This is a genomic window from Mycobacterium sp. IDUB_39, assembly GCF_055419205.1.
The window spans coordinates 41,156-67,706 of record NZ_JBVAXF010000005.1 but is presented as its reverse complement, the minus strand read 5'-3'; the positions used below and the strand labels follow the sequence as shown (position 1 = coordinate 67,706).

The window sequence follows — 26,551 nt, the reverse complement described above, 5'->3', positions numbered from 1 at the left end:
CCGTACCCCTGTGACGTTCCTGTGAGGTCCGGCAAAAGTACTTAGATCAGGTAGCGTTTTACGGGTGAATCTCGGTCCATGGGGTGATCTCACGATCCTCGCTGCGGTGATGGAAGTGTTCTTCGCCGTTTGCGTATTCGTCTACATCAGTCGGCTGGAGAAGCGGACATCCCATCCCCTGGGTGAAGAGGTCGGTGCCCACAAGGCGGTGCTAGCCAAACTCCGCAAGCGCGAACCAATGTCTCAAGACGAGGTGGACTATGCGACCGAACTGGTCGCGGACGCCCGATCACCGCTCGCGTACGCGATACCCGCGGCTCTGTTCACCATCGGATTCTTCTACGTGGTCGGCTGCCTCTTCATGCTCCACCTAGACGGCGGACACCCCTCCTTTCGAACGTTCATTGGGGGTATCCCGATGTTGACCTCCATGAACATTGCCGCTCAGTTGCGCAGGGTCGCGGGGTTGAAGGGAAAGCTGCGGGACGTTTCCGTGACTGTGCCCGAGCCGTCCGACGAATACGCCCCGGCCCGCTAGCGAGAGGGACTGCCGCCCAGCGCTTTTGATGCCGCGGTGCCGTTGCGCTGAGGCATTCCGCTGGCGGGGCGGGCACGCACCTTCAGGGGCCACCAGAACCAGCGGCCGAGCAGCGCTGCGATTGCCGGCGTCATGAATGAACGCACGATCAGCGTGTCGAACAGCAGACCGAGCGCGATCGTCGTCCCGATCTGACCGAGAATCCGCAAGTCGGCGAAGATGAACGAGGCCATGGTCGCCGCGAACACCAGGCCCGCCGCCGTCACCACCGCGCCGGAGCCGGCCATCGCCCGGATGATGCCTGTGTTCAACCCGGCGCCGATCTCCTCCTTGAACCGAGAGATCAGCAGCAGGTTGTAGTCCGACCCCACCGCCAACAGCAGGATGACGGCCAGTGCCAGCACGATCCAGTACAGCTCGATACCGAAGATGTCCTGCCAGATCAGCACGGAGAGCCCGAACGAGGCGCCCAAGGACAGCGCCACAGTGCCCACGATTACAAACGCGGCGACGATGCTTCGCGTGATGAACATCATGACGAGCAGGATCAGGCTGATCGCCGCGATTCCGGCGATCATGAGGTCGTACTTGGCGCCGTCCTGGATGTCCTTGTAGGTGGCCGCAGTGCCGGCGATGTAGATCTTGGACCCAGCCAGGGGCGTGCCCTTGACCGCTTCCTGCGCGGCATGCCTGATGGCGTCGATGTGCGAAATGCCCTCAGGGGTAGCGGGATCACCGTCATGAGTGATGATCAGGCGGGCGGCCTTGCCGTCCGGTGACAGGAACAGCTTGAGCCCGCGTAGGAACTCCGGGTTCGTGAACGCCTCCGGCGGTACGTAGAACGAGTCATCGGTCTTCGACGCGTCGTACGCCTGGCCCAAGGCGGTCGAGTTCTGCAGTGCAGCTTCGGTCAGGTCGTTGATACCCGAGGTGGTGGCGTAGTTGGTCAGGGTCAGCTCGCGGTTGGTCTGCTGATTGGCAATCTGCGGCGGGATCAGCGTGAGCAGTTTCGGCTGCAGCGCATCCAGTTTGGCGATGCTGCCAGCGACATCGGCCAGTTGATCTGTCAGCTGATCGACACCGTCGAGTGCGTCGAAGAGCGACCGCAGCGCGGCACACGCCGGAATGTCGAAACAGTGTGGCTCCCAGTAGAAGTAATTGCGCATCGGCCGGAAGAAGTCATCGAAGTTGGCGATCTTGTCGCGCAGGTCCTGAGCCGTGGCGACCGTGTTCTGGAATGCTCGGGCCTGCTCGTCGGTGACGGCGCTGGATTGCTGTTGCAGCGCAAACTGCTGTCGCAGAACGTCGATGGAGTTGTTGATCACGTCGACCTGTTTGAGCAAGTCGGCGCCGCGGGCCTGCTGAAAGGGCAGGTTGTTGGTCTGAGCGGCACTGCCCGCGCTGATCTGGAACGGAATTGACGTGTGGTCCAGGGGCGTTCCGAGCGGCCGGGTGATCGACTGCACCTGCGCGATGCCGTCGGTATGGAAGACCGCCTTGGCGACGCGCTCCAGCAGGATCATGTCAGTCGGATTGCGTAGGTCATGGTCGGCTTCGATCATCATGAGCTCGGGATTCAACCTGGCCCGCGAGAAGTGGTGTTCAGCGGCCGCGTAACCGACGTTCGCCGGGGCACTAGCCGGCATGTAGGGCCGGGCGTCGTAGTTCGTCTTGTATGCCGGCAGCGCGAGCAGCCCGATGAGGGCCAACGCGATCGTCGCCACCAGGATGGGCCCTGGCCACCGGACGATGGCCGTGCCGATACGCCGCCAGCCCTGGGTGCGCATCGGCCGGCTGGGTTCGAACAGTCCGAAATGGCGACCGATGATCAGTAGCGCCGGCGCCAGGGTCAACGCCGCAACCACCGCGACAAGAATGCCTATTCCGGCTGGCACACCAAGGCTATTGAAATACGGGAGCCTCGTGAAGGTCAGACAGAGCACCGCACCGGCGATCGTCAGACCGGACCCCAAGATGATGTGCGCGGTTCCGTGGTACATGGTGTTGAACGCCGATACGCGATCCTGTCCGGCGTGACGCGCCTCGTGAAAGCGGCCGAGGATGAAGATCGCGTAGTCGGTTCCGGCGGCAATCACCAGGAGCGTCAGCAGATTGGTCGAATAGGTCGACAGCTCGATGATGCCGGCGTTCGCGAGAACGGCGACGACGCCGCGGGACGCCGTCAACTCGATCATCACCGTGAAGAGCACGAGGAACACTGTGGTGAGGCGACGGTAGATGAAGAACAGCATCACTGCGATCACCCCGAGGGTGATCAGGGTGGTTTTCAGGGTGCCGTGGCGGCCCACCTCGAACTGGTCGGTGACCAGCGGCGCGGCACCGGTGACATAGGCCTTGACGCCCGGCGGCGGCGGCGTGTTCTCGACGATGTCACGTACCGAATCGACCGACTCGTTGGCCAACGACTCGCCCTGGTTGCCGGCGAGGTACAGCTGCACCAATGCCGCCTTGCCATCGGAACTCTGCGAGCCGGCCGCCGTCAGCGGATCTCCCCAGAAATCCTGAATGTGCTGTACGTGCTTGGTGTCCTGGGAGAGCTTTTGAATCAGGCCGTCGTAGTAGTGGTGGGCGTCGGCGCCGAGCGGCTGATCGCCCTCCAAGACGATCATCGCCGAACTGTCGGAGTCGAACTCGTCGAACACTTTGCCGATACGCTTGCTGGCCTGCAATGACGGCGAATCCTGCGGGCTGAGCGACACGTTGTGCGATTCGGCGACGGTCTCCAGCTGCGGTACGAAGACATTCGTCAACACCGCCAGGACCAGCCAGAACAGCGCGATGAGCACTGCATACCGCCGGATGAAGTCCGGAACCCGCTGGGTGCTCATCCGGATTTGTCCAGGCAGTAGATGAAGGCGTTCGAAACCCGCTGCATCCGTGACTCTTTCATGGGCGGTGACAGGCGCGGACGGAGTGATCTCCGATTGATTGGCATATCAACTAGGTTGACGGTACGACACGGGTCCGGACTCCACAACACCGGGCGCGGGAGTCTCCGCGTTGGCTGGCGATTTGGATCCACCGCGAACCATGGCTATTCACAGCAACTTCGAAGCTTGGGCCGTCACGATAGGGTCTTTGTGCCATGACATACCGACTGCGGCCGTCCCGGGATGCCGACGTGTCCCCACACGGGCGGCCGCGCCACCGCGCGGAACGCCCCGCCGGTCGCCGTCAGCTGTTCAAGGTCTGGCGCGTGGTGGCAGCGTTGACCGCTGCGGCGGTGGTGACGACAACTGGGATTGGCTGGGCCAGCTACCACAATGTGGTGGGCGGGATTACCACGTCCAATGCACTGGCCGGGGGTCCAGCTTCGACTGGTGGCGAGCAGAACATCCTGATCATGGGGTTGGACAGCCGCCTGGATCAGCACGGCCAGCCGCTGCCCGACGACATCTACGGTGCGCTGCACGCTGGCGATGAAACCGTGGGCGGCTACAACGCCAATGTGCTGATTCTTCTGCATCTTCCCGGCGGTGATGGCCCAATCACCGCCGTCTCGATTCCCCGCGACAATTTCGTGGATTTGCCGGGATGTCCGGCGGGCATATGCAAGAGCAAGATCAAGATCAAGATCAAGATCAAGATCAAAGAAGCCTACGGGCTGGCATATCAGCAGACCATGGAAACCCTGGCCAACTCTCAATCCGAGAGTGCATCGGGTGCTTACGATCCGATGGGCAACGAACAGACCGCGCGGGAAGCTGGGCGCAAATCACAGATCGCAGCGGTGCGCCAACTGCTGGGCGTGCCGGTCGACCATTTCGTCGAGATCACCATGGCTGCGTTCTTTCAGATCGCCCGGGTGGTCGAGCCCATCACCGTCTGTCTGAACGCCGATACCGTCGACGACTACTCGGGCGCCAATTTCCACCAGGGCGAGCAACTCATCGACGCGTCTCAGGCGATGGCATTCGTGCGGCAGCGCCGTGACCTCAACGACGAGCTGTTCACCGATTTGGACCGCACGCGCCGCCAGCAAGCGTTCATCGTGTCGCTGGCCAACGCACTGCGCCACGGTGGGGCGCTCTCCAACCCCGCCAACCTCAGCGATCTCCTACAGGTCGCCCAAAGGAACCTCGCCGTGGACGCTGGATTCAAGCTGGCCGGCTTCCTCGGTGACGCATCATCGCTGACCAGCCGACAAATGTCGTTGTACACGCTGCCGATCGGCGAATTCGGTCAGGATCCGGCAGGCTCAGACGTCAACATCGTCGATGTCGCCACCATCCGCACCCTTGTGCACGACCTCTTCGCGGGGACAACCGACCGGACCTCGACGGCGCCCACCAACACCGCACCGCTGGCACCAGCGGCGGTCTTGAACGTGGTCAACGCCACCACAGTGAACGGACTGGCGGCCGCGGTCACGGACTGGTCCGCTGCGCGGGGATTCACCCCAGGGGAAAGCAGCACGGCAGATACTCTGTCGTCCACCAGCACTCTGCTCTACGGCTCAGGCGCCGAGCAGGCCGCTCAAGCCCTGGCCGCGCAACTGAAACTCACTGCCACAGCCTCCGATGCGGTGGCTCCCGGCACCGTGCAACTGCTCCTCGGCAGCGATTTCCCCGCGGCCGACTACCTCATCACCGCCGAAAGCCCAGAACTCCCGGTCCCGGCCGCTTCCCCCCTCGCGATGACCGTCGTGGATGCCACCTCCACGGGAAACACCGCGCCTGCTCCCACCGATTTCACGAAGATGACCGCCACAAACATCCCCTGCGTCAGATAGACAGACAGCTTGGGACGTCTGCTTCCGCCGACTTGGCGTCATGAGCCCAGGCGGGCCGGCGTTACGGGATGTAGTGCCGCGGCTCGCCGGTGTACGGCATGAGCGTCGGATTCATGGGATAGCAGCGCACCTCACCCTTACGGTGACCACTGATGCCGCCGACCCCCTTGCCGAAGATTATTCGGCAGCGGTCCCAGGTGCCGTCCGGCCGCATCGGAAGGTCGCAGTACTGGTGGGTCGGCTTGGTCTCGCAGCCCGCGTTTGCTGGCGCGGCGAGGCCGAGGCCAAGGCCGGCAGAGGCGACGAGCATGGTCACGGCAAGCAGCGGACGCGCCGCCAGAGTCACACCCACGGGTGAGAGCCTACCCAGCGCTCCACCGCCGTAGATTCGCTCCTTCGTGAGCACTGCCTGATGCGCTTCAAGTCGTGATCCGCAGTTCGGCACCCGGGTGCGAACTGAGTGTGACGACCACGGTGCCGGGACCCGTCTCGAAGGTGGTGTTGGCGTAGCCGATGAAGCCGTAGTGCCCGTCAATCGTCGATACCGCGGTGATGTCACCGCTTCCTGACGCACCGGTGTCGAGATTCGCCCAGGTGGCGGTCACGGTGAGCGCACACGAACCGTCGTAGATGCCGGCGTCGTAGTGGATCGCAACGCGAACACCGTCCTCGACGCGATCGTCGATCTGCACCGGCGTCACCTGGGCCTCGGCGCTGACGCTGCCGGCACACGTCGGGGACGCCACCACGGGAACCTGATCGAGTTGCGCCGAGCCCTCGGCCTGGGCCGTTGCCACCCACAACCAGGGCGCCGCCAGCGCGACGGCGAGGGCGCACGCAGCGCGGAGCGGAGTCATACCCGTGTTATCGCCGGCCACGCAGGCGGTGTTAGCGACACGCGCGCGCAGACGATCCAGTCGCTCACCGCACCAGAGTGGCACCGCCATCGAGGCGTATCTGCTGTCCGGTCATGAACCGCGACTCGTCGGCGAGTAGATAGACAGCGGCATAGGCGGATTCCCACACAGTGGCGCGGCCCATCTTGAGCTTGACGACCTTGTTGTACGCGTCCTCGACCTGATCGGGGTCGAAGCCGAACAGAGATTGGGAGTCGTGATTGCCCAGCACAGAGTCGATGGGACCCAACATCAAGGTGTTGACGCGGATCCCGGCTCCGGCGTACTGCACGGCGGTCAGCTCGGTGATCTGGTTCAGCCCGCACTTTCCCAGCGAGTAGGGCAGGATGCCGATGTTCAGGCCGAGCTCGTTCTTGATGCTCGCGATCGACGAGATGTTGACGATGCTGCCGGTGGTGTCACCGCTGTTCTTCTCCATGTACTGCGCGGCAAAGAGATTGCAGTAGTAGCAGCCGAGCATGTTGACGTTGATGCCGTAGTTGAAGTTCTCGACGGTCATCGTGTTCGACTCGAGGTCGAACGGCGGGTTCGTCGCCACGCTGTAGACCATGCCGTCTATACGACCGCTTGTCGTCATCGTGGCGTCGAAGATGCGCTCGCAGTCCTCCTTCTTGGCGACATCCGCCTCAACGGCATAGGCCCGGCCGCCCTCCGCGGTGATCAGTTCGACCGTTTCCCTTGCGGCTGCGATGTTTCGGTCGACGGCCACCACCTCCGCGCCGTGGCGCGCGGCCAGCATGGAGATGGCCCGCCCGTTGCCCATACCGGGTCCGGGCTGCTGCCCTGCGCCCACCACGACAACGACCTTGCCGGACAGGTCGAACGCCCTACGTTCCTTGTGCTGAAAGTCAATCGACACGGGAATTCCCTTCAATGAGTGTGAGATGTGTTGTGGTCACGCGTAGTGGACGGCGCGCTCTGGACAACCGTCGATCGCCTCGTGCACCGATGCTTCGAGATTCGCGGGTATCTCGGATGCAGTGGCCTCGGCGTAGCCACCGTCGGTGATGGTGAACACCGACGGACACAACGCGGCACAGACACCGTGGCCGCGGCATGAGTCGTCGTCGACGAAAACCCTCATTTCGACGTGGCCTGAGGTTGCACCTGGTCGACCGTGACGTGGATATCGGTGAGTCCGCGCAGGATGTAGGTGGGCACGTAGTCGTAGTGCCGGTCACCGACTGGGCCGTGTACCGCGTCGTCGATCCTGATCTCAGCGGTGCGCTCGAGAAGTCGCGCAATGATCACGCGGCCCTCGGCCCGAGCGAGCGGAGCGCCGATGCAGCTGTGCACTCCGCGGCCAAACCCGATGTGCCGACGTGCGTTTGGCCGATCGGGATCGAATGTGTCGGGGTTCTCGAAGTGCCGGGGGTCACGACTGGCAGCGCCGTAGTGGACCATGAGGGTCGTCCCTGCGGGGATGTCGACACCGCCGATCGTTGTGGCGGCTCGGGCCAGCCTGAAGTCGCCCTTGATGGGACTCTCGAACCGCAGGGTCTCCTCGATGAAGTTCCCGATGCCCTCAGGGGCGTTGCGCAGCCGGTCCTGCAGTTCGGTGTCCTCGGCCAGCAGTTGGAGTGCGGTGGACAACAGCCGGACCGTGGTCTCCTGGCCGGCCGAGAACAGATTGGCGGCGACGCGGACGACGTCGATGACCTCAGGAGTGGACCCATCCGGGAACCTGGCGAGCGCCATCTCCGTCATGACGTCGCCGCGGGGTGCCCTGCGGCGATCGTCGATGTAGTCGGTGAAGCGCCGGTAGAGGTACTCCAGCGGCGCATGCTCCATGCTCGTGTCACCGTCGGTACTGCCCAGTGCCACGTCGCCCGTGAGCTTCGCGGCGAGTTCCGCATGGTCTTCTTCGGGAACGCCCAACAGGTCGGCCACGACGAGCAGGGCGAACGGGCTGCCCACTCGCCCGATGAACTCCCCGCCGCCTCCGGCCAGGAACGGGTCGAGCACCCGATCGGCGAGGCGCCACATGAACTCCTCGTTCTCCTTGAGCCGCTTCGGCGTGATGAGGCGCGAGAGCAGCGACCGATGAGCGGTGTGTTTGGGAGGGTCGAACGACGGGAGTTGGTCGCTGAAGGGCAGCTCGTCGCGATGCGCGTCGATCAGCGCGCTGACCTCGGCGCCGTCCAGACCTTCCAGGGGGACGGGGAAACCGGGCATGGGCCCGGTCGTGGAGTTGCACGACGAGAACGTCTCAGGGTCCCCGACCACGGCCAGCACCTCGTCGTAGCCGGTGACGACCATGACTCCGTGTACCGGTTCGCGCAGAACCGGGCTTGCGTCGCGCATGCGTTTCAGCACCGGATACGGGTCCGCGATCAGGGCGTCGTCGTGGAAGAAGTCGAGATCTGCAACGGTCGTCATATGCGTCCTCGGGCTGTGGGTGTCTACTGACCAATCGTACAGTTGTTTCCTGACCAACCGTACAGGCCAGATCTGTACGTTCGGTCAGCTAGAGTGAGCGATGTCAGCCATCCCACAGAGAGGCACCCGTGTGAGCAGCCACTCGACGGAGGACGGCGGACCAACCAGGCAGCGCCTCATCGACGTAGCGATCGAGTTGTTCAAACAGCACAGTGTCGCCGGCACGTCGCTGCAGATGATCTCCGACGAGCTCGGCCTGACCAAGTCCGCGATCTACCACCACTTCCGCACCCGCGACGAGCTCCTGAGCGCCGTGATGGAACCGGTCGTCTCCGAGGTGAGCGCGCTCGTCGACGCTGCCGAGGGCCACCGCGGTGCCCGCGCACGCGCCGACCACATGCTCACCGGCTACGCCGCGCTCGCCGCAACGAATCGTGAGCTGCTCCCACTGCTCACCGGCGACCCCGGCGTCGTCGCGCTGTTGCGAACGCGAGCCGAGTGGGCGGCGGTCGTCAAACGTCAGATGGCCCTGCTCGCCGGTGTCGAACCCGGCCTAGGCGGCCAGGTGAAGGCCGCGCTCGTCATGTCGGGAATCGCCTCAGCTGCGGGCGCCGACTACGGCGACGTGGACGATGCAGCACTTCGCGACCAACTGATCGCGGCCGGCCGGCGCACGCTCGGATTGCGTGCCAGTCGCGACTGATCCCGTGCCGTCAACACCGGGTCGGGCTACCGTCGACCCGGTGACGGAGTCACGATCGCGTCTGACCCGGCTCTGCGCCGTGGGAACCGTCTTGTTCACACTCGCCGCGGTCATCTCGTGCGGTCATCCAGCACCGCCGACCACCGGCACTTCGGCCACCGGCACGCCGGCGAGGACCGCGCCTGCAACCACCGCCGCCGCCGTCGCTCCTGCGGCTGATTTCGCACCTGTCGCCCAGCTCGTCAACGACGCGATCGCGGCACATCGGCTGCCCGGCGCGGTCGTCCAGATCGGGCACGCGGGCAAGATCGTCTTTCGCCAGGCTTTCGGCTCGCGCAAGCTCGCCGGCGAACCGGGGCTGGACGGGGCGCCCGCTCCAGCCGAGCCGATGACCGAGGACACGATCTTCGACCTGGCCTCAATGACGAAGGCCCTCGCAACGACGACGGCCGTCATGGCTCTATACGAGCAGGGCAAGGTCGACTTCGACGAACGGGTGCAGACCTACCTGCCGGAGTTCAACCCCACCAACGACCCCCGGCGCGCCGCGGTGACGCTACGCATGCTGCTCACCCACACTTCCGGCATAGCCGGCGACCTGAGCCTGGACGGTCCGTGGGGACTGGTCCAGGCCGACAAGGCCGAGGGCATTCACCGTGCCCTCGGCGCATGGGTGGTGTTCCCTCCCGGAGAGCTCTTCCACTACTCCGACATCAACTTCATCCTGGTTGGCGCGATCATCGAGAAGTTCACCGACGAGCCGTTGGACGAATACGTGCAGGACAACGTCTTTGCGCCCCTTGGCATGTCAGACACTCACTACCTTCCCGTGTCCAAAGCATGTGGCCCGCACCAGATCCGGGGAAATGCGCTCGCGCTCGGTGCGAACCTGCCGTGGATGGGCGAGTGCCCGGACGGCACATGGAGCACCGCTCTCCTGACGCGCGTCGCACCGACGGCGCTGGACGAGGACACTCCGGGCATCAACCCCGATTACGGCAACCCGCTTCGCGGTACCGTGCACGACCCGACGGCACGCCGCATGGGTGGGGCGACCGGTAGTGCCGGGGTGTTCTCGACAGTCAACGATGTCGGCCTGTTCGCGCAAGCCCTACTCGATCGCCTCGCCGACCGCCCGAGCACGTTTCCGCTGAGGCAGTCGACCGTGGAATTGATGACGACTCCACAACAGCCCGGACACACCGAGGAACAACTCGTCGCAGCCAACAACGCCGCCAGGGAAGCCATCGAGCCGAACTATCCGGCCATAACCGGACAAGACCTCCGCGGATTCGGCTGGGACATCGACACCGCCCACTCCAGACCGCGCGGGCTGGTCTTTCCCATCGGCAGCTTCGGCCACACCGGCTTCACCGGAACAACGCTGTGGATGGACCCCGGGTCAGACACCTACGTCGTGGTCCTCGCGAACGTGATCCATCAGCGCGGCGGTCCACCGATCGTGAAGCTCAGCGGTGACGTGGCCACCGCAGCAGCCCGAGCGTTGGGTCTGTACGGGAGTTAGCGCCCTTCAGACGTCGATCGTGTCGACGCCGTCCAGGGCTTAGCGGATGGTTCCCTCGCCGGGAATCAACGGCAGATCCAGCGCGGTGACCCACCCTGGCTTGAGCGCGTTGACCGCGGGCACCGCGTTCAACGCGCGCAGGCCGGTGGCCAGGCAGCCGGCGGCGGCGGCGTCGCGGCCGCTGCCGTCAGTGAATCGGAACGCCGTCTCCTGGGTGATTGACGGCGAGCCCTCGATCTCGACCCGGTACACGTCGTTGTCGTTGCCTGCGGGCCAGTGCGGTGCGGCGTCGAGTCCGATGCGGTTGACGTGCTCGAGCTGAATCCTGTTCTCCCCACGGTAGACACCGTTGATGGTGAACCTGATCGCCGCGACGTTCCCCGGTTCGATCACACCCTTGGCGCTATTCCTGGGGACGTCGGTGACCCATTTCTCCCACGTGGTGGTGATCTCGTCGAGCTCGATTCCCACCGCGCTGGCGATCATCGGAACCGTTGCACCCCAGGCCATCACTAGGATATCGGGAATCTCCAGCATCGCCTTGAACTCCGGCGGCCGCCCGATTCCCATCTCCTCCTCGTAGTCACCCGCGTAGTCGGTGTAGTCGAGAAGCTCGCTGGCGCGCACCGATTTCACCTCGCCGCACAGTCCCATCAGCGTCATCGGAAACAGATCGTTGGCGAATCCTGGGTCGATGCCGGTGGTGAAGCACGACGCCCCGCCCGCTTCGCAGGCGGCCTCGATCGGTTCCGTCCATGCGGCGGGGTTCTGGCTCATCGCGGGCCACACCCACGGCGTCATCGCCGTCGAACAGACATCGATACCCGCACGCAGGAAGCCGCCGATCACCCGGATGTTCTCGTCCGCGTGGCCAGCCGTCGGTCCGTAGTGCACCACTGCGTCCGGCCGCAATGCGATAAGGGCCGCGAGGTCATCGGTGGCCGTGATCCCGGTGGGTTCGATCCCGCAGATCTCGCCCGCGTCGAGCCCGACCTTGTCGGGATTGCTGACCCCGACGCCCACCAGCTCGAAACTGGGGTGCGGCATGATCTCGGCGATCACCATCTTGCCGACGACGCCGGTGCCCCATACAACAATTCGCTTGCTCATCGTGATAGCTCCCCTGCGTTGACCTGTAGGTGTTGTCCGGTGACTGCCTTGGAAAGGTCGGAGAGGAAGAACGCCACCGTGTCCGCGACCTCTCCGTCTTCTGCCATCCGCCGCAACGGGAATCCTCCGGCGATGCCGTCGAGCACCTCCTCGGGGGATACGCCGTCCGACTGCGCCTTGAAGTCGACGTACATCTGGACCGGCGGGCCCCACATCCAGGACGGCACAACCATGTTGACGCGAATGTTGTCGACGCCGAGTTCGTCGGCCAGGTAATACGTCGCGGTCAGCAGCGCACCCTTCGTCGACGCGTAGCCGGCCTGAGACAGCGATGGCTTGAACATCGACTGCGAGCCGATGAACACCACCGAGCCGCCGCCCGCCGCCTTCAGGTGCGGGTGCAACGCGCGCACCACGTTGTATGCGCCGAGCACGTTGGTGTCGTGGGCCTTGCGCCAGTCATCGGGTTTCATGTCGTGCAGTCCGCCCCAGGCGTTCTCGAACGCGGCGACCTGCACCAGCCCGTGGACCTCCCCGAATCGGCTTACCGCGGCGGCCGCGAGTTCTTCACACGAGTCCGGGTCGGTGATGTCGGTGGGCACCACGGCGACACGCTGGCCGTCCGGGTCGAGCTCGGCAGCGATCGACTTCAGCTTGTCGTGGCTACGCGCGGCAAGAACCACCCGCGCGCCCTGCTTGAGCGCGCTGGTCGCGCATTCCCGGCCGAGGCCGTTGCCGACCCCCGTCACCACGATCGTCTTGTTCTCGAGAATCACGGCATGAGTCTGACATGGTTGACAGCTAGAGTTCAAGCAGTAAAGTCGGTTCAAATGAGTGGGAACGCAGCCAAGCGAGTGCCGTGGTCAGGATCGACGCCTGCGACGGCCGAGGATTCTCGCGAGCGCATCCTCGCCGCCGCGGTGCGGTGTGTGGAAACCGTTGGTGCACAACGGGCAAGCACTGTGCTGATCGCACGGACAGCCGGAGTTTCACGACCCACGCTGTACGCCTATTTCGCAAACCGCGACGAACTGGTCGAGCTGGCCTCGCAACAGGCCATACGCCGAGTGGTGAGCCGCATGCAGGATCATTGTCGCGACTATGCGAGCGCGAGCGAGCGCGCGGTCGAGGCGTTGATCTACGCCATCTACGACCTGCGCCACGAGCCTGCGATGGACACGCACTTCGCGATCGAAGACGTGATACGCGGGCCGCTGAGCCGCGATGAACTCTGGTTTGCCCGTCAGGCATTGGAACCCGTCGCCGAACTGTCACCGACACTGCACGCGACGATGGACGACGCCGCGGAGCTCTACAGCCGCATGCTGATCTCACTGCTGATTCGAGAGCCCATGGAAGCGCGCACCCGGGAGCAGGACAGGGCGTTTCTGCATCGTTGGTGGCCGCGCGCGCTCGGCGTCGACGCGCCCTAGCTGATCCGTGGTTTCATGTCGACGTGCGCAGCACGAAGCTCACGCGCCGCGCCCCGCCTCTGCTTCATCCGCTCGCGTCAGGCCGGCAAGGCCAATGAGGTCCTCGTGGAGCTCGAACCACACCGTGTGGTAGCTGTCGACGATGGGCTTCGAGACGAAGCCGTGCTCGCCGGCCGCCACCCGGTCCGCGGCCCTAACGAGTCGTGTTCTGTAGTGCCCCAGTCGCGGTGCCACATCGGCGATCTGGTCGAGTAGCGGAAGTGCCCGCTGATGTAGGGCCTGCAGGCGATCGAGCACGGCACCGTCGTACTCGCCGTCGGTGTGGTCGTTGGGCTGGTCCGGGCCGCGCATCTGCCAGTCGGTGATGACTTCCCGCAGTTCGAGGTTGTGCTCGGTGAATGTGTCGTAGATCTGCTCCACGGCCGCCGGATCGGCGATGCGATGTTCCGCTGCAACGAGTTTCGTGCACAACGCGCGCCCATCCGGTGTGATCCGGAAACCCCTGGGCGTCGCCGCGACCAGTTCACGGGTCACGTACTCGTCCAGTTGCCTACCGACGTCGGCGGCGTCTACATCCAGGCTGATGGCGATGGTGTCGGGAGAGACCCGCCCCTTCATTGCGACGAGGCGCAGGATCGTCAGTTCGTCGCTCATCTCATTCTCCGCTCAACTGATCGACGTTTCCTGTCCGCTCCAGAAGCAGCAGCAGTACCGGCAGGGGATGCTCCGCCGCCAGCGCACTGACTCCAGATGCCAGCGCCGCCGTTAACGCTGACCGATCGTGGTGGTCAACCGCCGGCAGGCCAGCGGACTCTGGAGTGCCGGACCTGAACACCTGGATCGGACTTCGCTCTCGCGCCCACTCCAGGAGCGCTGCCATGTCCGGGTCCTCGTCCTCCGACGGCTGGGTGAGCGCCAGGAGCCCTGCGTACACCTTGCCGGTCGCGCCGTCGACGGTGACATCAGTGTCCGCGAGGCCGCGCAACGCGCCCTTGCCGCAGCCCACCACACACGGGGTGTGCAGTTCACGACTCACGACAGCCGCGTGCGATGTGGCTCCGCCCTGCTCGGTGATCACCGCGCGGGCTGCGACCATTCCGCCCACGTCGTCGGGGCTGGTGGTCTCGCGGACCAGCACGACATCCTCGCCATCGTCGAAGGCGTCCTCGGCCGACTCGCTATCGGTGACCACACGGCCCGCTCCGACGCCTGGGCAGGCCGGCAGGCCGGAGGCCACCACCGTGGCACCGGCGAGCGCCGACGGTTCGATGACCGGCGTGAGCAGGGTGTCGAGCTGGGCGGGCGTGACGCGGGCCAGCGCCTCATCCACCTCGATCAGCCCCTCCTGCTGCAGGGCCACCGCGATGGCGACCGCCGCCTGGGCCGACCGCTTCGCCGCTCGGGTCTGCAACAGGTAGAGCTTGCCGGCCTCGACGGTGAACTCGATGTCCTGAACATCGGCGCCGTCCCTCTCCAGCCAGGTCGCCGCCTCGAGAAGTTGGCGGTGAATCGAGGGATGCCTCTCGGCGAGCGCGGACAGGGGCAGCGGATCGAACTTGCCGCTCACCACGTCCTCGCCTTGACCGCGGGGCAACCACTCGCCGTATGGCACGTTCTCACCGGTCAGGGGGTTACGGCTGAAGAGCACACCCGTGCCGGAATCGTCGTCTAGGTTGCCGAACACCATGGCTTGAACGGTGACCGAAGTGCCGGCCATCGTGCCCTCGAGCCCGTGCTGACGTCGGTAGGACACCGCGCGCGGTGAGTTCCAGGACTCGAACACCGCGGTGACCGCGGAGCGCAGCTGTACGAACGGATCGGCGGGAACCTGCCCGTCGACCGGTTTGACGACCTGCCGGAACAGTTCTTGGAATCGCCGATGGGTGTCCTCGGCGAAACGGGCGCCGCACCTGTCGGCGAGGATCCGTTCGACCTCGCCATTGATGCCGAGGTTCAGGACCGTGTCCATCATCCCGGGCATGCTTGCCGGGGCACCGCTGCGGACCGCCACCAGAAGTGGAGCGGGTCCGCGGCCGAACGTGTGATTGGACTCGGCCTCCAACCAGGAGATGCCGTCACGAATCTGCGGCCACAGCCGGGCCAGTAGGTCATCGGATGCCTCGAAGTACTGCTTGCACGCGTCGACGGTCACCGTGAACGCCGGCGGCGTCGGGAGTCCCGCGGCGCGAATCTTGGACAGCCCGTGCGCCTTCCCGCCCACCAACATGCGGGAGGGGATGCGACTGCCGTCGAGGCGGACGACAAGCTGCCCCTCCTCGAGCCGGTCGACGGCGATCGAACCCCCCAGGGAGGACGACGGAGAACTCACTACGACTCCTCATGCCAACGTGATGTCACCAACATGCCAAGTGGTCTACCTCCCGACAGTAGAAGAGTGTGCTGGAACACCGAGCCCCATCCCACCGGCACAGCTCCGCAACCACCAACACACTTGCCCGCCTCTGAGCGACAAAACGCGTGCTGTCGGTCGGGCGTGCCACGTTGGGTCCATGACTGACTCGGTACGACTGCGCGGCATCGAACTGCGCTACGCACTGACCCTGTTTCTGTTCCAACACGGCCGCTGCACGGTCAAGGAGCTGGTCGATGGACTCACGTGACAGGGCTTCGAGTTCAGCGGCCGACCGTCGAAGGCGGTGTCGGACGCGCAGCGGTGGGAGATTCAGATCGGGCGCGTCTACCGGCGCGGACGTGGGCTCTACGGGCCGGCGTCGATGCCCCGCTCGACCGAGTACCGCATTCATCAGCGGGTGCTTTCGCTGCGGGAGAGGGCAAACGAGGCCCGTTGTCGCTCAGAGGCGGGCAAGTCCGGTGTCGGTTCTGACGGGTTCGCGGGCATCTAAGCCTGCAGAACCCCGACCACCCACACCACCGTCGCCAGCAGCGCACCGGTCAGCTCGACACCCACCGAGAGCGCAACACCCTTGATGGCGTGCACCGTCGAGGCCCACGCCCTGCGTTGATCGCGCCGCTTGGCCAACTCCGCCAGATAGATGCCCAGGACGAACCCCAGCACCAGGCCCAGCACGGGCACCACGAAGAACCCGATGATGCCGAGAACGCCTCCTGCGACCAGGCTCCACGTGCTCACGTCGGCGTTCCTCATCCGCCGCGCCGGCCACAGGTACTTCGCTAGCAGCGTGGCGCCGAGGATCACGGCCACCACCGCCAACGTCACCCACGCCCCGGTCGTCTGCTCCACGAACGCCCAGACCGCGATCGCCGCGAACACCAGCAGTGTGCCGGGCAGGAACGGGATGACGACGCCCACGATGCCGATCGCGATGGCAACCGCGACGAGGGTCAGTCCGAGGGCGTCCATCACCAGAGCTTAGGGGCTCAGCGCATCGACCTGTCGGGCCAAGTCAACGAAGTCGTCGGCGACCAAGTCGAACTCGCCGTCCTGCACCTTCGGTGGCCTGCGCCCGGGCCCACGTTCAAGCGGCCGTGCGACGTAAGCCGTCATCAGACCTGCGTCGCGGGCAGCCCGCAGGTCGCTGGGGTGAGCGGCGACCAGGGCGAGTTCACTCGGCGCGACGTCGAGCAGATCGGCACAGCCGAGATACGCCTCTGGGTCTGGCTTGTAGTGGTGGAACAGCTCGGCGGAGATCACGCAGTCCCACGGCAGGCCTGCGCGCTTAGCCATGTTCGTCAGCAGCGATACGTTCCCGTTCGATAGCGTCGTGATGGTCGCCGATCGCTTGAGGAGCGTCAGTCCTTCGACCGAGTCCGGCCAGGGATCGAGCCGGTGCCACACACGGTTGAGTTCGTCGACCTCTGGTTCGGGAATCGAGTCGATCCCGGCGCGTTCAAGCAGGTCATCCAGGATCAGCCTGTGCAGTGCGTCGATCTTCAACCACGGAAGATCGCCGGTGCGCACGCGGTCCATCGCTGCCGGGTAACCGGCGCGCCAGTCATCGGCGAACTGGGCCCAGTCTTGTTCCAGGCCATGGCTTTCGCCAAAACTGGTCAGTTCTCGGATGACACTGCTTCGCCAGTCCACCACGGTGCCGAAGACGTCGAACGCCAACGCCCGCGGCCGCCTCGTCACGGTTCGAGGACCAACTTCCCGCGGATCTCTCCCGCGGCCAGGCTCTCCAATGCCGCACGTCCCTCCGACAACGGGAAGCGCACGGGTGGCGGCGGCCGCAGTCCCGCAGCGACCAGCCGATTCACACCCTCGCCGATCTCCGCTCGCGCGCCGGGCGTGCGATTCACGAACTCGCCGAGCCCCACACCAACGACCGAGACGTTCCGTAGCAGCAGTCGGTTCACCTTGACGGTGGGAATCCCGCCGCCAGAAGCGAACCCGATGACCAGCAGCCGTCCCTCGGTCGCCAGCACCCGGATCGCATCGTCGAACGCATCGCCGCCGACCGGATCGACCACCACGTCGACACCTCGACCGTCGGTGTGATCGCGAACAGCCTGCGCCCACCCGTCGGTCAGCGGCAGCACGACGTCTGCGCCCAGTGACTCGACGAATTCGTTGGCGCCGGTTCGGTGCACCATCGCAATCACCTTGGCGCCCATAGCCTTCGCGATCTGAATGGCCGCGGTTCCAACGCCGCCCGCCGACCCGAGAACCAGCACGGTCTCGCCGGCTCGCAGCGCGGCCCGACGCTCCAGTGCGAAGTACATCGTGTAGTAGTTGCCGAGCAGCGCCGTGGCCGACGCGTCGTCGATACCGTCAGGCGTGGGGATGACGGCGTCCGGGGACACCGCCACCGTCTCGGCCCAGCCGCCGAGCATCGACAGCGCCGAGACCCGCTGGCCCGGTGTCACACCCGAGCCCGCGGGTGCAGACCGCACCACTCCCGCGATCTCGGTGCCCGGCACGAACGGGGGGTTCAGCTTCAGCTGGTACTCACCCTTGATCAGCAGCAGATCGGGGAAGCAGACGCCGGCCGCACCGACGTCGACGATCACCGCGGAGTCACCCGCGATGCCGTCGACGTCGGTGTAGATCAGGCCCGATGGCCCCGACAGCTCTTGCGCAACAAGGGCTTTCACTCAATCAGCCGAGCTTGAAGGCGGCCTGCTGCGCTGCGGACAGGTCGGTGATCTCGCCCCACTTGGCCGCGACATCATCGATGGACGGCACGCCGTCGGAGAACGTGACGCCCGCGTTCTGGAACAGCGCGGTGCGCTGCACCTTGCCGCCACCGACGATGAAGACGGCATCGGTGTCAGGCACCTCCTCGGTGCACAGGTAGGCCACCACTGGCGCCACGTACTCGGGCGTCAGCTTCTCGAAGACCTCCTTGGGGAGGATGTCCTCGGTCATGCGGGTCGCGGCGATCGGGGCGACGGCGTTGGCCTTGATGTTGTACTTGGCGCCCTCCTGGGCCAGCGTGTTGATCAGCCCGACGAGCCCCAGCTTCGCGGCGCCGTAGTTGGCCTGACCGAAGTTGCCGAACAGGCCGCTGGTCGAGGTCGCCACGACGATGCGACCGAAGCTCTGCTCACGGAAGTGCGGCCATGCGGCGCGCAGCACGTTGTAACCGCCGTACAGGTGCACCTTGAGAACGGCATCCCAGTTCTCGAACGTCATCTTGTGGAACGTGCCATCGCGCAGAATGCCGGCATTGCTGACCACACCGTGGACCGCACCGAACTCGTCGATCGCGGTCTTGATGATGTTCTCGGCGCCCTCTGCTTCGGCGACGCTGTCATAGTTGGCCACGGCGCGGCCGCCGGCCTCCTTGATCTCGGTGACGACCTGGTCGGCCATGTTGTGTCCGGCGCCGCTGCCGTCGCGGCTGCCGCCGAGATCGTTGACGACAACACAGGCCCCTTCGCGGGCCAGGGTCAGGGCGTACTCGCGGCCCAACCCTCCCCCGGCTCCGGTGACGACGATGACGCGATCCTGCACTCCGGGCATGAAGTTCCTCTCTCGAATGTTGGGCGAGTCGGCCGAACTAGAACAGCTTGCGGGCCAGCTTCCACGCCTTATCTGTATACGGCGGGTAGATCATGGCGGTTAAGTCGGGTCGGGTTGGCTTGGTCAGCACCGACTTGCGGTGGCTGAACTCCTCGAAGCCGAACCTGCCATGGTAGGCGCCCATGCCGGACGGGCCGACGCCGCCGAACGGCAGTTTGGTGGTGGAGAACTGGAACAGCAGGTGGTTGACCAGCATGCCGCCGGCCGACACCTCCTTGATGACCCGCTCCCGCACGCTCTTGGCCTTGGTGAACAGGTACGCGGCCAGCGGTTTGGGTCGCGAGTTCACGAAATCGATTGCCTCGTCCAGAGATTTGACCGTGACGATCGGCAGAATCGGTCCGAAGATCTCGTCGCGCATCAACGGCTCGTCCAGATCCGGGTCAACGACCACCGTGGGCTGGATCTTCATCGCAGCGGCGTCGGATCCACCGCCCACCGCCACCTTTCCCTTGGTGGCGGCCAATGAGGCGACCAGCCGGTCGAAGTGCCGCTGGTTCACGATGCGCTTACCGGACGGGTCGCCGGCCTCGAACGTGTCAACCGCGTCGCGGATCTTGTCGACGAGCTGGTCGCGGATCGAGGCGTCGGCCAGGACGTAGTCGGGCGCGATGCAGATCTGCCCGGAGTTGATCAGCTTGGTCCACGCGATGCGCTTGGCTGCGACGTCGATATCGGCATCGGCCGCCACGATCACCGGGCTCTTGCCGCCCAGCTCGAGGGTGACGGGGGTCAGGTGCGCGGCCGCACTCTCGTAGACCTTCCTGCCGATCTCGGTGCCACCGGTGAAGCACAACTTGTCAAAGCCCTGTGCGATGAGTTCCTGGCTGACTGCGCCGTCGCCCTCGACCACGGCGATCGCATCGCGGTCCATGTACTTCGGCACCAGCTCGGCCATCAGCGCCGACGACGCCGGCGACACCTCAGAGGGCTTGAGCACCACGGCATTTCCGGCGGCGATCGCACCAATCGCGGGTCCCAGTGTCAGCGCGAACGGGAAGTTCCACGCGCCGATGACGAGCACGGTGCCGAACGGCTCGTACTCGATCCAGGCGCGACCCGGCAGCTGCGCCTTCTCCAGCAGCCGGTGCTTGCGCTTGGCCCACTTGCCGACATTCTTGGCGGCGTCGGCCGCCTCACCGGCAGTGCTGGCGATGTCGGCGAGCCACGCCTCGAACGGCTTGCGGCCCAGGTCTTGGGCGAGCGCCTCGGCGATGGCGGGCTCGTTCTCCGTGACGAGCCGCTCGAGGGCTCGCAACTGCTGCTTGCGCCATTCGATGTCGCGTGTGCGACCGGTGGCGAACGTCTTGCGGACCCGGGCGACGACGCCGGGGATATCGGATGTCGTCGCTGCCGTGCTGGTTGACGCGGTGACGTCGGTGGATTCTGTGGTCATGAGCGTCCCTTCCGGACCTGACGAGAACCCGATCCTAACCAACCACCCGGTTGGGCAACAGGGCGTCGCCGGGCTGGGCTAGAGGCTGTACACCTACAGGCGGCTACCCACCACGAACTCGGAGTAGGAGTCCTCGTCGGTCTGATCGGTCAGCACCCAGCGGCCATGGCGGCGCATCTCGCTGTCAGAGGCGACGCCGGCCGCGGTCCAGCCGTGCTCACCCAGCCACGTGGCGACGTTGGCCCGGTCGGGGTCGTTGTACATCAGTTCCTGCACGTCGAGCGCATCGGCCATCGCGAACTTCGTCGCGATGCCCTGGAAGCGCTCCCGCATCCGGGCGCGACGCTCCTCGGAGTGCACGCCGACCGTCTCGGCGGCGACCCGGCTGCCCGGCGCGCTCAACTCGGTGATCCGATCGAAGAGCCCGTCCTGGGCGTCTGCGGGCAGGTACATCAGAAGCCCCTCGGCCAGCCAGGCCGTCGGCGCGGACGCGTCGAAACCGGCCTCGCGCAGCGCAGCCGGCCAGTCGAAACGCAGGTCGATGGGCACCTCGCGCAGGTCCGCCACGGGCTTGACCCCGTTGTCGTTCAGCGTCTGCGCCTTGTAGGCGAGCACCTTGGGCTGGTCGATCTCGTAGACGACGGTGCCCGCGGGCCAGTCCAGGCGGTACGCCCTCGAGTCCAGACCCGAGGCGAGGATCACGACCTGGCGGATACCGGCCTCGGCGGCCTTGGTGAAGTAGTCGTCGAAGAAGTGTGTCCGAACCGCCTGGTAGTTGCCCATGTGCTCGAAGATCGTGGCGACCTCGACATCGGCCTCGGCGACCTTGGCCACAAAAGAGTCGTCGAGCATGTACTCCCACAGTCCGGTTCCGGCGCCGGCCACCAGCATCTTGGCGTACGGGTCGCGGATCAGCGGGGCGTCGCGCTCGGTCTCACCGGCGCGGGCGGCCGCGACCATGACCGCGGTCGAGCCGACGCTCGTGGCGATGTCCCAGGTGTCGTCGTGACTGCGCAGTGAGCTCATGGTGTCAATCCCTGGTGTCAAAGCGGCGTCGCGCGCCGCCGCGGAGGCGAAGGAACAATCGTTCACAATGCTACCGAAAAGCTTAGGTTAGCTAGTAGCTACCGCGTTGGCGCCCGGCGCCTGGTTGCCAAGACGCGTCGCCAGCGGCCGTCACCGGTGGAGCCGAGTTACTCCGACAAAGTCCAGAGCTTGTTCGCCAGGAGGAGCTCCAACTTCTCCACGATCACGCCCAACTCGTCATGACTGCCGACATACCCGGCGTAGAAGCCCATCCCCCACATCACCGCGACCAGCATCTCGACCAGAGTGGACACGTCGGTATCCGTGGTGAGTTCACCCCGTGTGATGGCGTCAGTGACCGCCCAGCTGACGAACGCCCGGGAGGCCTTGAGCGAGTTGTGCTCATCGCGGCTCAGCTCGGGGTGGCGCTGCGACTCCAATACCGACGTCACCAGGAACGCAGCAGACGACCGGTCGCGCGAATCCGCTTGCATCGCAGCCGAGAAGAACGCCGTCAACCGCTTCAGCAGTGACGACTCGACCTCTGCCTTAGCCATGCCCGCGGCAACGACCATTTCGTTTGTCTTCTCCACTACTTCGCGATACAAGACGCGCTTGCTGGCGAAGTAATGATTGATCGCTGGTCGGGTCAAATCGGCGCGGATCGCGATTGCCTGGAAGGTCGCGGCATCGTAGCCGAGTTCGCTGAAAACCTCCCGAGCGGCTCGCACGATGCGCTCTCTCGTCTCAGCCGCCTTCGCTGCGGGTGGACGCCCTGGACCCCGTGTTGCGGTATACGGCACAGTCAAATTGTGCCACACGCTGCGTCGGCGTCCGACCCCAAATCATTGCCGAACTATTTCGTCTTTCCCGCCAGCAAACTGTGGACAACGAATATCGCGGCGTTTCGCAGCTACGGAAGACCATTTGCCGATCATGAAACGAGATCGCCGACGGGACCGCGCGTGGACGACTACCTCCCCACGCGAACTATGGTGCTCGCATGGGGGGAACCATGTCACGAGAGTCTTACCTGGAGACGGGCCTGGACGTGCTGTCCGATCGGGGTTACGGCGGCTTGAAGCTCGCCGAGGTGTGCAACCGCCTCGGCGTCACGACCGGGTCCTTCTATCACTACTTCAGTAGTTGGTCGGCCTACGGCCAGGAACTGATCGCGCACTGGGCGCAGAACCGCACGACGGGCGTCACCGCGGTCATCGATACCGAGCCTGATCCGAGGCGCCGCATCGACGTGCTGGTTCAGGAGGCGCTCGCGCTGTCTCACGGCGCTGAGGCGGCGATCCGGGTCTGGAGTTCCATCGATCCGGCGGTGTCCAAGCTGCAGGCCGAGGTGGACCAGCAGCGCTTCGACGCCCTGGCCGATGCCGCCGTCGAGATCCTGCACAACGACCACCATGCACGGGTGTTCGCGACAGCTGCCCTGTATCTCTTGATCGGCTGCGAGCAGTCCACACTGCCGAGGGTTCCCGGCGACCTCAAGTGGATCGCCGAGCAGTTACTCAACATGCTGGACACCGGCGCCTTCAGCACCGTCACCGACGTGAACTGACTTCCGTGGTCTCCGTGGCGGCCGCCACGGGTCTACCATCCGGGGCATGCTGAACCCGGCAGGTGTGCGACAACGGGTTCAGCGGCGGCTCGCCGAGCGAGATCCCGAACGCGACGCGCTGCGTCGGGCAGTCCGCGCCGCGATCGTCGTGCCCGTTGTGGCCGCCCTCGCGTTCCTCATCGGAAGCGGCTCGCAGACACCGATGTTCGCCATCTTCGGATCTGTCGCACTTCTCGTCATCGTCGACTTCCCGGGTAACCGGCCTGCGCGCGCAGTGGCCTACGGTGGCCTCGGCTTCAACGGTGCCGTGCTCATCACGATCGGCTCTCTGGTGGCGCCGATCCCGTGGCTCGCGGTGACGCTGATGTTCGTGCTCGGAGTGGCGGTGACGTTCTCCGGCGTGCTGTCCGAGATCGTGGCCGCCGGCCAGCGCTCGACGCTGATGACGTTCGTGCTGCCGGTGTGCACGCCGCCCGGGCCCATCCCGGACCGGCTGCTCGGCTGGGCCATCGCGTTGGCGGTCGGGGTGCCCGCCGCGTTGTTCCTGTTCCCGCCGCGCCATCACGACGACCTGCGCAGGCACGCCGCCGAGGTGTGCCGCACGCTGGCAGACCGCCTCGACGGTGGCGCCACAGCCGAACAGCTGTCGTCGGCGATGGGTGCGCTGCGCGCCAACTTCCTCGGCGCGGACTTCCGCCCCGTCGGCTTGACCGCGGGCAGTCGCGCGCTGGTCCGCGTCGTCGACGACCTGCAGTGGCTGTCTGACCGTGTCACCGACACCAGCGGCGAGTTGTTGGCGCAGATGCGCGCCCCGGTGGTGCGGGTGCTGCGCGACTCGGCGCTGGTGCTCACGACGTCGCCATCGGCGGGTCGCGACGTCTACCGCGCCGACCTCGCGGCGGCCCTTGCCGAGCAGAAGGCCGTCGCGCAGAGCCGCTACCGGGACGACATCGTCGAGATCCTCGGCGAGGACAACAACGCCACCGCCATCGCGGTGGGCCGAAAGTTGCTGACACGGCGCACGATATCGGCGGCCGTCGGCGCGACGGGACGGACCATCGGCGTCGCCGCGGCGGCCGACGCCAGGCCGGTGTGGGCGCGCGTGCTGGGCCGTCGGCTCCCCCACTCCGGGGCGAGCGACCGGGTGATGGGGGAGTCCGAGGCGCTGGCGTATCTGACCACCGGCTTCGTCGCCACCCGCGCGGTGGTGGTGCGCAACAGCGTCCGCACCGGACTCGGACTGGCGATCGCTGTCGCCATCACGCACCTGTTCCCCGTCGAGCACGGCTTCTGGGTGGTGCTCGGCGCCATGTCGGTGCTGCGCAGCAGCGCGTTGACGACGGGCACGCGGGTCGTCCGCGCGGTGGTCGGTACCGGGCTCGGCTTCCTACTGGGGGTGGTGTTCATCGAGCTGATGGGCGTCGAGCCGGCGGTGATGTGGGTGATGCTGCCGATAGTGGCGTTCGGCTCGGCCTATGTGCCGGAGGTGGCGTCGTTCATCGCCGGCCAGGCGATGTTCACGATGATGGTGCTGATCATCTTCAACCTCATCGTCCCGACGGGGTGGAGCGTCGGCCTGATCCGGGTCGAGGACGTCGCGGTCGGCGCACTCGTCGGGGTGGTGGTGTCGGTACTGCTGTGGCCGCGCGGTGCGACGGCGGCCGTCGCGCGAGCGGTGGAGGCGGCCCGCGCCGTCGGCGGCACCTACCTGGCCGCGGCCGTGCACCGCGTCACCCGGGGCGCCTCGGAGGCCGCCAACGACCGCGTCTTCGCGCTCGGCTCGGCCGCGATGTCGGCGTCACGGACGCTCGATGACGCAGTGCGCCAGTATCTCTCGGAGAGCGGCGGTTCCACCGACCGGCGCGCACCGGTGATCCGGTCGGCCAACCGGGCGATCAGGCTGCGCAACGCCGCGGAGCTGATCGCCGACGTGGTGCCGCCGCCGCTGACGGTCTACCCGAAGGTCCGCGACATCCTCGAGGCCCACACCGGCGCCGTGTGTGAGCGCCTCGCCGGGACACCCGTGCGGGAGTACGCGCCGATCAGTGACGACTTCGTGCTGGCGCTGCGCGCCGAGGCGACCGATGACGCGCTGTCGGTGTCGGCGGCGCTACCGCTGGTCACGGTCGCGGCGATTCTCGGCGAACTCGAGCTGCTCTACCCCGACCCCGAACCCGACCCCACCCGACGCGATTTCGGCGCGCTTTCTGTCGCTGAGCGAACGAAAGCGCGCCGAAGTCACTAGACGCGGACTAGGAAACGCGGTGGGGGTGCAGCGCGTTCGGCGGGATGGCGCCGAACCGGCCCGCGTTGAAGTCCTCCATCGCGTCGATGATCTCGCTCTTGGAGTTCATGACGAACGGCCCGTAGTGGACGACCGGCTCACGAATCGGCTTGCCACCGAGGATCAGCACCTCGAGCGCGGGACGGTTCGAGTCCTGGCTCGCGGCGGCCGCGATGCTGATGCGGTCACCGGGACCGAACACCGCGAGCTGACCCTGCTGGATGGGTCGCGCGACGGGGCCGACGGTGCCCTGCCCGGACAGCACGTAGACCAGCGCGTTGAACTCCCGGTTCCACGGCAGGTTCAGCAGCGCGCCCGGCTCGATCGTGGCGTGCGCCAACGTGATCGGAGTGTGCGTGGCGCCGGGACCCTGGTGTCCGCCGACCTCGCCGGCGATGACGCGGACCAGCGCACCACCGTCCTCGGACGACAACAGCTTGACCTCACCGCCCTCGATGGCCTGGTACTTGGGTATCGCGAACTTGTCGGCCTTGGGCAGGTTGACCCACAGCTGAACACCGTGGAACGTGCCGCCGCTCTCGACCAGTTCGGCAGGCGGGGTCTCGATGTGCAGGACACCCGAGCCCGCCGTCATCCACTGTGTGGCGCCGTCGGTGATCAGGCCGCCGCCACCGTGTGAATCCTGGTGGGCGAAGCGTCCGTCGATCATGTAGGTGACGGTCTCGAACCCGCGGTGCGGGTGCCAGTCGGTGCCGCGGGGCTCGCCGGGCTGGTACTCGATCTCACCCATCTGGTCCATGTGGACGAACGGGTCCAGCGCGGCGGAGCTGACGCCGGCGAAGGCGCGGACGACGGGGAAGCCCTCGCCCTCGTAGCCGCGGGGGCCGGTGGTGATCGAGCGCACGGGGCGTTCGGTGTCCGACGGCGCGGGGGCCCCAACGCGGGGCAAGGTGAGCGTGTCGGCGGTGATGGCGGGCATCGGTACCTCCTT

At 65.9% G+C, this 26,551-nt stretch carries 25 protein-coding genes and 1 pseudogene; 8 read left to right on the top strand and 18 right to left on the bottom strand.

What is annotated here, in order from left to right:
- Nucleotides 1-64: 64 nt before the first annotated feature.
- Nucleotides 65-538, top strand: coding sequence for a hypothetical protein (locus ACZY0X_RS18950; protein WP_463772591.1), 474 nt, complete (start codon nt 65-67; stop codon nt 536-538).
- Here the strand turns inward: ACZY0X_RS18950 and ACZY0X_RS18945 are convergent.
- Entirely contained in the window at nt 535-3,387 is a 2,853-nt protein-coding gene (locus tag ACZY0X_RS18945) for an MMPL/RND family transporter (RefSeq protein WP_463772589.1), read from the bottom strand. The genes ACZY0X_RS18950 and ACZY0X_RS18945 overlap by 4 nt on opposite strands.
- A 350-nt stretch (nt 3,388-3,737) precedes the next feature.
- On the opposite strand from ACZY0X_RS18945, the gene ACZY0X_RS18940 reads away from it, so the two are divergent.
- Entirely contained in the window at nt 3,738-5,291 is a 1,554-nt protein-coding gene (locus ACZY0X_RS18940; RefSeq protein WP_463773347.1) for an LCP family protein, read from the top strand.
- 61 nt (nt 5,292-5,352) lie between these two features.
- Here ACZY0X_RS18940 and ACZY0X_RS18935 read toward each other — a convergent pair whose 3' ends face one another.
- The 5 genes from ACZY0X_RS18935 to ACZY0X_RS18915 form a co-directional block, all read right to left on the bottom strand.
- Nucleotides 5,353-5,643 carry a CDGP domain-containing protein gene (locus ACZY0X_RS18935; RefSeq protein WP_463772588.1) on the bottom strand — a complete coding sequence of 97 codons (291 nt, stop codon included), beginning with the start codon at nt 5,641-5,643 and terminating at the stop codon, nt 5,353-5,355.
- A gap of 67 nt (nt 5,644-5,710) precedes the next feature.
- Nucleotides 5,711-6,148, bottom strand: a complete 438-nt coding sequence (locus ACZY0X_RS18930; RefSeq protein ID WP_463773346.1) for a hypothetical protein — start codon at nt 6,146-6,148, stop codon at nt 5,711-5,713.
- 64 nt (nt 6,149-6,212) lie between these two features.
- Nucleotides 6,213-7,067, bottom strand: a complete 855-nt coding sequence (locus ACZY0X_RS18925; RefSeq protein ID WP_463772587.1) for an SDR family NAD(P)-dependent oxidoreductase — start codon at nt 7,065-7,067, stop codon at nt 6,213-6,215.
- Between the two features lie 36 nt (nt 7,068-7,103).
- The gene (locus ACZY0X_RS18920; protein ID WP_463772586.1) at nt 7,104-7,292 is read right to left on the bottom strand and encodes a ferredoxin; all 189 of its coding nucleotides are present in this window, start codon (nt 7,290-7,292) and stop codon (nt 7,104-7,106) included.
- Nucleotides 7,289-8,587 carry a cytochrome P450 gene (locus ACZY0X_RS18915; protein ID WP_463772584.1) on the bottom strand — a complete coding sequence of 433 codons (1,299 nt, stop codon included), beginning with the start codon at nt 8,585-8,587 and terminating at the stop codon, nt 7,289-7,291. Before ACZY0X_RS18915 ends, ACZY0X_RS18920 begins: the two co-directional genes overlap by 4 nt.
- Before the next feature lie 130 nt (nt 8,588-8,717).
- Here ACZY0X_RS18915 and ACZY0X_RS18910 point away from each other — a divergent pair, with 130 nt between their 5' ends.
- Complete coding sequence (locus tag ACZY0X_RS18910; protein WP_463772583.1) at nt 8,718-9,290, top strand: TetR/AcrR family transcriptional regulator; 573 nt, start codon at nt 8,718-8,720, stop codon at nt 9,288-9,290.
- Between the two features lie 40 nt (nt 9,291-9,330).
- A complete protein-coding gene (locus ACZY0X_RS18905) occupies nt 9,331-10,815 on the top strand; it encodes a serine hydrolase domain-containing protein (RefSeq protein WP_463772581.1) in 1,485 nt (494 codons plus the stop codon).
- A gap of 39 nt (nt 10,816-10,854) precedes the next feature.
- On the opposite strand, the gene ACZY0X_RS18900 is transcribed toward ACZY0X_RS18905, so the two are convergent.
- Together ACZY0X_RS18900 and ACZY0X_RS18895 are read right to left on the bottom strand one after the other, a co-directional pair.
- Nucleotides 10,855-11,925, bottom strand: coding sequence for an NAD(P)H-dependent amine dehydrogenase family protein (locus ACZY0X_RS18900; protein ID WP_463772580.1), 1,071 nt, complete (start codon nt 11,923-11,925; stop codon nt 10,855-10,857).
- The gene (locus ACZY0X_RS18895) at nt 11,922-12,701 is read right to left on the bottom strand and encodes an SDR family oxidoreductase (protein WP_463772578.1); all 780 of its coding nucleotides are present in this window, start codon (nt 12,699-12,701) and stop codon (nt 11,922-11,924) included. Before ACZY0X_RS18895 ends, ACZY0X_RS18900 begins: the two co-directional genes overlap by 4 nt.
- Nucleotides 12,702-12,704: 3 nt before the next feature.
- Between ACZY0X_RS18895 and ACZY0X_RS18890 the strand changes: the two genes are divergently transcribed.
- Nucleotides 12,705-13,358 (top strand): TetR/AcrR family transcriptional regulator, encoded by a 654-nt coding sequence (locus tag ACZY0X_RS18890; RefSeq protein ID WP_463772577.1) that lies wholly within the window; start codon nt 12,705-12,707, stop codon nt 13,356-13,358.
- Between the two features lie 39 nt (nt 13,359-13,397).
- Here the strand turns inward: ACZY0X_RS18890 and ACZY0X_RS18885 are convergent, their stop codons facing one another.
- A complete protein-coding gene (locus tag ACZY0X_RS18885) occupies nt 13,398-14,012 on the bottom strand; it encodes a hypothetical protein (protein ID WP_463772575.1) in 615 nt (204 codons plus the stop codon).
- 1 nt (nt 14,013) lies between these two features.
- Entirely contained in the window at nt 14,014-15,654 is a 1,641-nt protein-coding gene (locus ACZY0X_RS18880) for a pyruvate, phosphate dikinase (protein WP_463773344.1), read from the bottom strand.
- Between the two features lie 214 nt (nt 15,655-15,868).
- Between ACZY0X_RS18880 and ACZY0X_RS18875 the strand changes: the two are divergent.
- Nucleotides 15,869-16,222, top strand: a pseudogene (locus ACZY0X_RS18875) (hypothetical protein).
- Here ACZY0X_RS18875 and ACZY0X_RS18870 read toward each other — a convergent pair.
- From ACZY0X_RS18870 to ACZY0X_RS18840, 7 genes are all read right to left on the bottom strand, one after another.
- Nucleotides 16,219-16,701 (bottom strand): DUF456 domain-containing protein, encoded by a 483-nt coding sequence (locus tag ACZY0X_RS18870; protein WP_463772573.1) that lies wholly within the window; start codon nt 16,699-16,701, stop codon nt 16,219-16,221. The pseudogene ACZY0X_RS18875 and the gene ACZY0X_RS18870 overlap by 4 nt on opposite strands.
- Before the next feature lie 9 nt (nt 16,702-16,710).
- The gene (locus tag ACZY0X_RS18865; RefSeq protein ID WP_463772572.1) at nt 16,711-17,430 is read right to left on the bottom strand and encodes a haloacid dehalogenase type II; all 720 of its coding nucleotides are present in this window, start codon (nt 17,428-17,430) and stop codon (nt 16,711-16,713) included.
- A complete protein-coding gene (locus ACZY0X_RS18860) occupies nt 17,427-18,392 on the bottom strand; it encodes an NADPH:quinone oxidoreductase family protein (RefSeq protein WP_463772570.1) in 966 nt (321 codons plus the stop codon). Before ACZY0X_RS18860 ends, ACZY0X_RS18865 begins: the two co-directional genes overlap by 4 nt.
- Before the next feature lie 4 nt (nt 18,393-18,396).
- A complete protein-coding gene (locus ACZY0X_RS18855) occupies nt 18,397-19,263 on the bottom strand; it encodes an SDR family oxidoreductase (protein ID WP_463772568.1) in 867 nt (288 codons plus the stop codon).
- A 37-nt stretch (nt 19,264-19,300) separates the two neighbouring features.
- Complete coding sequence (locus tag ACZY0X_RS18850) at nt 19,301-20,719, bottom strand: aldehyde dehydrogenase family protein (protein WP_463772566.1); 1,419 nt, start codon at nt 20,717-20,719, stop codon at nt 19,301-19,303.
- 93 nt (nt 20,720-20,812) lie between these two features.
- Nucleotides 20,813-21,745, bottom strand: a complete 933-nt coding sequence (locus ACZY0X_RS18845) for a class I SAM-dependent methyltransferase (RefSeq protein ID WP_463772564.1) — start codon at nt 21,743-21,745, stop codon at nt 20,813-20,815.
- Between the two features lie 167 nt (nt 21,746-21,912).
- On the bottom strand, nt 21,913-22,548 hold the full coding sequence (locus ACZY0X_RS18840) for a TetR/AcrR family transcriptional regulator (RefSeq protein ID WP_463772563.1): 636 nt from the start codon (nt 22,546-22,548) through the stop codon (nt 21,913-21,915).
- A 200-nt stretch (nt 22,549-22,748) separates the two neighbouring features.
- Between ACZY0X_RS18840 and ACZY0X_RS18835 the strand changes: the two genes are divergently transcribed.
- A complete protein-coding gene (locus ACZY0X_RS18835) occupies nt 22,749-23,315 on the top strand; it encodes a TetR/AcrR family transcriptional regulator (protein ID WP_463772561.1) in 567 nt (188 codons plus the stop codon).
- Nucleotides 23,316-23,361: 46 nt separating this feature from the next.
- Nucleotides 23,362-25,560, top strand: coding sequence for an FUSC family protein (locus ACZY0X_RS18830; RefSeq protein WP_463772559.1), 2,199 nt, complete (start codon nt 23,362-23,364; stop codon nt 25,558-25,560).
- A gap of 7 nt (nt 25,561-25,567) precedes the next feature.
- Here ACZY0X_RS18830 and ACZY0X_RS18825 read toward each other — a convergent pair whose 3' ends face one another.
- The gene (locus ACZY0X_RS18825) at nt 25,568-26,539 is read right to left on the bottom strand and encodes a pirin family protein (protein WP_463772558.1); all 972 of its coding nucleotides are present in this window, start codon (nt 26,537-26,539) and stop codon (nt 25,568-25,570) included.
- Nucleotides 26,540-26,551 lie beyond the last annotated feature (12 nt).